Source organism: Commensalibacter sp. Nvir (genome assembly GCF_963921845.1).
In the GTDB taxonomy this organism is placed as follows: Bacteria; Pseudomonadota; Alphaproteobacteria; order Acetobacterales; family Acetobacteraceae; genus Commensalibacter.
This window is the reverse complement of sequence record NZ_CAWUGZ010000035.1, coordinates 1-8,208: the sequence shown is the minus strand read 5'-3', so window position 1 is coordinate 8,208 and position 8,208 is coordinate 1. Positions and strand designations below refer to the sequence as shown.

Here is an 8,208-nt window from a genome sequence, read left to right as displayed (position 1 = left end):
AACAAAAGCAATACGCTTAAGCGGATAAAGTTTCTCCGTTATGTCTAACCCCCTCTTAACAAGCAGGGGTCTTATTGAATATCATGTATCAATTTTAATTTATTTTCACTGTTTACAAGCACATATCTGTAAGGTTCTAAACTATACCTATATCCATGCAGTGCCGAAATAATTTTGAAGTGATGTATAGGCAATGAAAGTTATTATAAAGAGATTGTTAATATCTTTATAATAATTAATTCAAAGAATATTTATACTTTATTATAACAGCAATAAAGGGCGACTCTCATACGGAATACTAAAATTTATTTTGATCCTATTTATGTTGCGAATAATAAAACGTGATATTTTGAACTCGTCAATTGAAAGAGCATTTAGCGAACCACAATGTAACTAACTGCAATATACAATCGTAAATAGTCCCACTTTTATAAAAAATTTTTGTATCTGACGCATTGTAGTGACAATCAAACTTCTTTTATTTTTGAAAAATTTATTTTAATTCTTGACCAAAGAATGACGGGCGTGTATTAAGAGCGTCATTGCCTCTGTCCCGTTCGTCTAGAGGCCTAGGACATCGCCCTTTCACGGCGGCAACACGGGTTCGACTCCCGTACGGGACGCCATTATTATTGAACAGTATCCGTAAAAAGACCTATAGGAATAATTATAAAATAATATGCCATTGTTCTTAATTATATCTAATATATAAAGTTTTTTATAGTTTACATGTAAATTTTATAATATCCGTTTACCTCTTTTTTAATTTTTTAGATAAACCATTTGTGGTGAGACGTTATAGACTCACCTTCAAACTTATGATTTCATATATTATTTTGAAAGTAATCTAAAAATGAAATTACTCAATAATATATATTGTAATTGACTATACCCGGTTTCCCAACCGTCTTTGATCCATCTAAGACGTAAACAAAGTTTTATCTCGAACTGCACCTTTATCAGCACTTGTAGCCATCATTGCATAAGCTTTAAGAGCGATACTAACCTTTCGAGAACGAGGTTGGTCTGGTTTCCAACCTTTTTTATCTTGTTCTTGACGCCTTTTCATTAATTCTTCAGGCAATACATTGAGATGAATTGAACGTTTTTCAATGTCAATTACAATACGATCTCCATCCTGAACCAATCCAATCGTTCCCCCGGAAGCTGCTTCTGGCGAAACGTGACCGATTGATAACCCAGAAGTTCCCCCTGAAAAACGACCATCCGTTAACAAGGCACATTGTTTGCCCAAATGTTTTGATTTTAGATAACTGGTTGGATAGAGCATTTCTTGCATACCTGGACCTCCTTTGGGTCCTTCATAGCGTATCACCACAATATCGCCCGGTTGTATTTGATCGTGGAGAATGCCTTCGACTGCACTTTCTTGGCTTTCAAAAACTTTTGCTTTGCCTTCGAAAGACAATATAGATTTATCAACGCCTGCTGTTTTAACCACACAACCGTTTATAGCAATATTACCATAAAGCACAGCTAAGCCGCCATCTTGCGAATAAGCGTGGTCAATATTTCGAACACAACCTTTTTCACGATCTGTGTCCAAGCTTTGCCAAAAACAATTTTGACTAAAACCATGCGTTGTTTTCAATCCACCTGGACCAGCCTTATAAAATTCTAAAACTGAATTATCCTTGGTTTGTTTTATATCCCATTGTTCAATTGCCTTTCCCATCGAAGATGAATGAATAGTTAGCACATCAAGATTGAGCAAGTTCTCCCTCGCTAATTCACCCAAAATAGCAAAGACTCCTCCTGCTCTATGCACATCCTCTACATGATAATCTCGAGTATTTGGGGCCACTTTACACAACTGAGGAATTCGCAAAGATAACTTATCTATAGTTTTGAGATCAAAAAAAACGTTCCCTTCTTGAGCAATGGCTAATAAATGCAATATCGTATTCGTTGAGCCACCCATGGCAATATCCAATGCCATCGCATTTTCAAACGATTGAAGAGTCGCTATAGATCTCGGTAAAACAGAATGATCGTCCTGTTCATAATATCGCTTGCAAAGCTCTACGATCTTACGACCAGCTCTCTTAAATAATGACTTCCTTATCTGATGTGTGGCTAGTAAAGTACCATTACCCGGAAAAGACAAACCTAAAGCTTCGGTCAGACAATTCATTGAATTAGCCGTAAACATGCCTGAACAAGAGCCACAGGTTGGACAAGCTGAACGTTCATACTCTGAAATTTCTGCATCGTTATACTTATCATCCGCAGCAACAATCATCGCGTCAATTAAATCAACTTTTTTGTGAGCTACAGAGATCTTACCAGCCTCCATTGGCCCCCCTGAGACAAAAATAACAGGTATATTTAAACGCATTGCAGCCATAAGCATACCCGGAGTAATTTTATCGCAATTGGAAATACAAACCATCGCATCCGCACAATGCGCATTAACCATATACTCTACAGAATCTGCAATTATTTCTCGACTAGGAAGCGAATAGAGCATACCATCATGACCCATAGCAATACCATCGTCGACTGCAATGGTATTAAATTCCTTTGCAATACCTCCTGCAGCCTCAATTTCTTTTGCGACAATATCGCCAACGGACTTCAGATGAACATGGCCAGGCACAAATTGTGTAAATGAGTTAACTACAGCAATAATGGGTTTTTCAAAATCACCGTCTTTCATACCCGTTGCGCGCCATAAAGCGCGCGCACCAGCCATATGTCTTCCTTGAGTAGACGTTTTCGAGCGATATTTAGGCATCTAATCATTCCTAGAATTAATTATTTTCTAAAATCTATTCTGCTTGTGAAAAATTTATTAATCACCTGTTTAAACTAAAAAGTTTAATAGATTTATTTTTCCAGTTTAACACGCCTTCTATTTAAAATAAAATAGACAACTACGATAGCAAGGAAATTCATTTATAAATGGAACTTAGACTGTATTTTAAATCTTTATCAGATTTAACTAAAATAATTTTAATTGGAATTAATTGAATACCGCTATTTTATCTTTTAATATTTTTATAATTAAATAACAGCTAGAAAAAATCATAAAACCTTTGGCCTAAAAACTAACACGATCAGGAAGATCTAATTTAATACTTTTGTGCTAAACATGGAGCCACTTAGTGAATAGACGTAGACCTGCTTTTTTCCTCGATCGTGACGGAGTTATTAATAAAGACACAGGATACCCCTATCGCCCTTCTGACTTACACTTTATCGCTGGTGCACCAGAAGCAATTGCAAGAATAAATGCTTTGGGATATCTCGTTATCGTGATATCCAATCAATCTGGCGTAGCAAGGGGATACTTCACCGAAGAGGACGTAAACCAATTTCATCAACAGATAAAAAGGAAGCTAAAATCTTATCAAGCGCACGTTGACGCTTTTTTTATTTGTCCTTTTCATCCACAAGGTAGTCTTGAATCTTATAAAAAAGAGCATTTTGACCGTAAACCCAACCCAGGCATGATTGAAAAAGCCATTGCAAAATTTAATATTGACCGTGATCGTTCTATATTAATTGGTGATAAACAGACCGATCTTTTAGCGGGACACCGCGCTCATATTGATAGTTATCTTTTTGATCAAAATAACCTAGAGCATTTTGTTATCTCACTTATGAAAAATAGGTGGCCATAATTTTATTTTTTCACTTACACGTATCTTATACTGGAGGAAATTAAATGTGAGAGGCTTTAAGCATAAAGAGGTTGAAAGTGGTATAAAACGTTTGTTAAAATTATATCTTTTAAATTTTTTTTCTATCCATTAAAAATTTTTTTTATAACTATGATAAAAGTTAGCGCCTATTATAAAATGTATTTATTTAATACGATTTAAGTATAAAAATTCTCTTTTTCGATAATTAAAAAGAAAAATAAATCGTAATGCTTAAACTTTTAAATGACTTTTTAAATCTAACTACACAACTTCAATTTACGCCAACTTTAAACTGAAACTTTCTTCCGTTCCAAAAAACCTGTGCTAGGAAATTGTAATTTTTTTAACCTTTAGAAGTATTAAGGAAATAATTGTTTAAAAAGTTTTTATCTATATTTTAAATTATTATGCAATACTTATTTATCGAAACAATTTGTTCAGAGAACGTTTGTTGCTTCGTAAATATTAAAGCCATTTAAGATATTAATATATTTTAGATAAAGTATATTTACCTCACACGCATTGTAAATCATATCTAAACAAGTTTTACATTACGTTAAGTTGAATCGATTACAGGCAACAGAAGAAAAATTACGGTCGCTGTTCAAAACCCGTGCGCTTAATAAATTCGAAATATTATTAAATAACTGTTTGAAAGACAACATACAGTTTGCTGTTATCTATTGACATTTTCAAAGATTATATTCTTTTTACGAACGATTTTATTACAGTAAACATTATGTGATAGCCTTCTTAATTCATACTAGCTGTATAAATATAGTTAACGTTAACTGTTAACAGAAAGAATACCATGAAAAATGATGAGGATGTGTTTGTGGCTAAAAAATCAGCTCACGAAAGGTTATCCTTTTTCGAAAAATGCGGCTTTGGGTCAGGAGATGCAGCGTGTAACATGCTGTTTAACCCAATTACAATGTTTTTATCATTCTTTTATACAGATATTTTCGGTCTTGCACCAGGAGCAGTCGCAACGGTATTTTTAATTGTCCGCGTTATCGACGCCATTTTCGATCCGTTGTATGGCACGTATATGGACAAAAAGATCACGCGTTACGGACGCTTTCGTCCTTGGATCGTCGGCTGTTCCATACCCTTCGCGTTGAGCTGTATATTAATGTTTTATACGCCGCCCTTTCATTATACCGCTAAAGTTGTTTATGCTTTCATTACGTATCTAATTTTTTCTTTGCTTTATTCTGGTGTTAATATGCCCTATTGCTCATTGGGCGGTGTAATTTCTACCAACTCACAGGAACGGGTGTCTTGCCAACAATATAGATTTGTTGGCGCAGGATTGGCCAGTTTATTTTGTACCCTTACTCTGTTACCACTTGTTGCATATTTTGGTAACGGCAATAAACAGGTCGGTTTTTTTTGGGTAATCCTTATTTTTGCTGTAATGTCGGTCATCATGTTCTGGTACTGTGCTTTTATAACAAAAGAACGCGTCATACCGCAAAATCATACAAATATAAAAATGTCCATCATGCTACGAAATGCCATTAAAAACGATCAATGGATTGTCTGCATGGCTGCGATGTTCCTGGACTGTATTCCCTCATTCGTTCGAGGTGCAACGCTGATTTACTTCGGTAAATACGTCATGCACATGCCGGATTCACAAAATACTTTTTTATTAGCCTTATCTGTCACTGCGGCTATAGCTGGTTCATTTATTGTCCCTTACCTAACGAACCGAATGGATAAAGTTTTTGTATATAAACTAACCAAAGCGCTTGCTATGCTGCTGACAATCGGCCTTTATTTCGTACCTGTCAGTAACATTATAGGGTTCTTTATCTATTTCACTATACTATCAATCATACACCAAATCGGTGCTCCTATTCTCTGGACGTGGATTGGAGATGTCGATAATTATGGTGCCTGGAAATTCGGTAAACGTTACAGTGGCATTTGCGCATCTGGTAACTTATTTATGTTGAAAATCGCATTGGGACTTTCTGGTGCAATTGTCGGCGGTGTACTCGCTGTATCCGGCTACCAAGCCGACGTTACACAACAAACCCATTCCGCTATTCAAGGTATTTATGCGTTAATGGTCTGGATTCCAGCCGTCGCCTATAGCATGTCCTTATTCACCGTGCAAAAATTCTACAAACTCGATTCTCTTCGTATAGATCACATCGAAAAAGAACTATTTTATAACAAAAACCTAGAGGTTTCATAATGAAAACTATTAAATTCTTCTTTCAACGAGACAATACCATTGCACAGGTGAATCTAGCTCTATATGGTTCATTTGTTGAACATATGGGCCGTGCAGTTTATTCTGGTATTTATGAACCTGGACATGATACTGCGGAAGAAAATGGTTTTCGTTCCGATGTTGCTCAACTCGTTCGCGAACTAGGGGTAACAACGGTGCGCTATCCAGGGGGGAACTTTTTATCTGGTTATAATTGGCGCGATGGGATAGGACCCAAAAAAGAGCGTCCCGTTCGTTTGGATTACGCTTGGCTGACAAAAGAAACCAACCAATTCGGCATCGATGAATTTGCCACGTGGTGCGAAAAGTATCAAATTCAGCCCATGATAGCGGTAAATATGGGTACCGGAACGCCGCAAGAAGCTGGCTACTTTATTGAATACTGCAACATAGCCAAAGGTACAACGCTAAGCGATTTACGTCGCCAATACGGACGTGAGGCACCCTACAACTTTAAGCTATGGTGTTTAGGTAACGAAATGGATGGTCAATGGCAGACCTGCCATTTAGACGCTCATGACTACGTAAAAAAGGCACGAGAAACGGCTAAAATCATGCGCTGGGTTGATCCCGATATTCAGCTTGTTGCCTGTGGGAGTTCTAATTCCATGCAACAAACATTCCCAGAATGGGACCGGCTGGTTCTAGAAGGACTTTATGAGCATATCGATTTCCTTTCTTGCCATCATTATTTTGAAAACCGGAATGGAAATACGACTGATTATCTAGCATCATTTGTACAAATGGAAAACTTTATTCGTACCATTGTGGCAACCGCGGATTATGCAAAAGCAAAAGTTGGTTCTAAAAAAGATATGATGATATCTTTTGATGAATGGAATATTTGGTCAAATGAAAGCGAACCATGGGACGATTATTTTAAAAATGGGAAACATCGTTTTGAAGTTGCGCCGCCGATCTTAGAACAAAGATACACCCTACTTGATGCATTGGTTTTTAGTGGATTGATGTGTACGCTCATTAACCACTGTAACCGCGTCCAAATGGCATCCTTAGCCCAATTAGTTAACGTCATTGCGCCTATCTTCACTAAACCAGGTGGGGAAGCAATACGGCAAACCATCTTCTGGCCTTTCCAAATGGTTAGCCAGCACGGACGCGGCAAAGCCCTTAAATTTTTTGACAACGTGCCGCAAATTGATACGCTTTATGGTAACGCAAAAATCGTTCAAAGTGCAGCAGTTTACAACGAAGAAGAAAAACAGATCGCTTTCTTTACGTTAAATACTGAGCTAAAACAATCAGTAGAAGTGTCATTTCATCTAGAGGATTTTGGTCAGACAACTGTAACGGAGCATATCACATTACAAGGGAAAGATTTGCAGGCCCGTAATACATTCGCCCATCCGAACGCGGTTGTCCCTCGCAAAGTTCATATGTCTCCTGATGAGCTTAGCCGTGGAGCAATTACGCTTCCACCTATGAGCTTTAACATGGTTATCATAAAAACAAGTCGTTAATAATTATGGGAGACTATAAGCGTCCCTTTCTGATAAATAATAAAAACAAAAGATTTGGCTACTATTAACGATGCTATAAAGATAAAAAACAAATTTTAGTTTTTTGCTGTTTTCAGGGAGCTAAGGCAAACTCTAAAGTAATTTTAACCAGAAGTATTTGAGTTGATATTTTCCAAGGAGGATAAGCTTTTTTTGTGGGGATTGACGAGATGAACGGGTTTGTTATTGCCTGAGGCGACCGTTTTACTGTTTGCAGATTGAGCGTGGGCGGAGTATAGGGCTTGTTTTTATGATATAAAGCGTAAACGATTTTACTGTTTAGGTCTGTATAATGGACGGGATGGGGATGGTTTCTTTTGATAGATGTTCTGCTTTTTGATGGGTTTAAGAGGGTAAAAATACAGCTTATTATGCGCTAGGGATGAAGCTATACGTTTTTTTTGAACAGCCGCCTATAGTGCACAAAATAGCGCAACGAGTATGAAGCTTTGGAACACCTTATTGCGTTTAAATGGGGGTGTGGATTTATTTATGGGATGTAGTGATGGTATTAGGAACGGGGAGAGGATTTGAACCTCTGACCTTCAGGTTATGAGCCTGACGGAGCTACCGGGCTGCTCCACCCCGCAACAGGGTAATGGGAATAGGTTATCGTGTAATTAAGGCCTATTTTCTATTCGCTTAGGATCATTAATGTTATACGATGCTCCACCAATCATCCGTTCAAACGCACGCATAAATGACTTTACGGATTTTAAGCAAAACGCGCTAAGTTACCTGCCTTAGCGCGTTTTTTATGAAATCAAGTTAC

General features: G+C 37.2%; 4 protein-coding genes and 2 tRNA genes. 4 read left to right on the top strand and 2 right to left on the bottom strand.

Going from position 1 to position 8,208, the window contains the following annotated elements:
• Positions 1 to 550: 550 nt before the first annotated feature.
• Positions 551 to 626: transfer RNA gene (locus AABE15_RS02720), tRNA-Glu, on the top strand.
• A 293-nt stretch (positions 627 to 919) separates the two neighbouring features.
• On the opposite strand, the gene ilvD is transcribed toward AABE15_RS02720, so the two are convergent.
• Positions 920 to 2,758, bottom strand: coding sequence for a dihydroxy-acid dehydratase (gene ilvD, locus AABE15_RS02715; protein ID WP_338329747.1), 1,839 nt, complete (start codon positions 2,756 to 2,758; stop codon positions 920 to 922).
• Positions 2,759 to 3,128: 370 nt separating this feature from the next.
• Here ilvD and AABE15_RS02710 point away from each other — a divergent pair, with 370 nt between their 5' ends.
• The 3 genes from AABE15_RS02710 to AABE15_RS02700 all read left to right on the top strand — a co-directional run bounded on the left by AABE15_RS02710 (position 3,129) and on the right by AABE15_RS02700 (position 7,397).
• Positions 3,129 to 3,647 carry an HAD family hydrolase gene (locus AABE15_RS02710; protein ID WP_338329746.1) on the top strand — a complete coding sequence of 173 codons (519 nt, stop codon included), beginning with the start codon at positions 3,129 to 3,131 and terminating at the stop codon, positions 3,645 to 3,647.
• Positions 3,648 to 4,479: 832 nt separating this feature from the next.
• Positions 4,480 to 5,877, top strand: coding sequence for an MFS transporter (locus tag AABE15_RS02705; protein WP_338329745.1), 1,398 nt, complete (start codon positions 4,480 to 4,482; stop codon positions 5,875 to 5,877).
• Positions 5,878 to 5,924: 47 nt separating this feature from the next.
• The gene (locus AABE15_RS02700; protein ID WP_338329744.1) at positions 5,925 to 7,397 is read left to right on the top strand and encodes an alpha-L-arabinofuranosidase C-terminal domain-containing protein; all 1,473 of its coding nucleotides are present in this window, start codon (positions 5,925 to 5,927) and stop codon (positions 7,395 to 7,397) included.
• 554 nt (positions 7,398 to 7,951) lie between these two features.
• On the opposite strand, the gene AABE15_RS02695 is transcribed toward AABE15_RS02700, so the two are convergent.
• Positions 7,952 to 8,026, bottom strand: a tRNA-Met gene (locus tag AABE15_RS02695).
• Between the last annotated feature and the right edge of the window lie 182 nt (positions 8,027 to 8,208).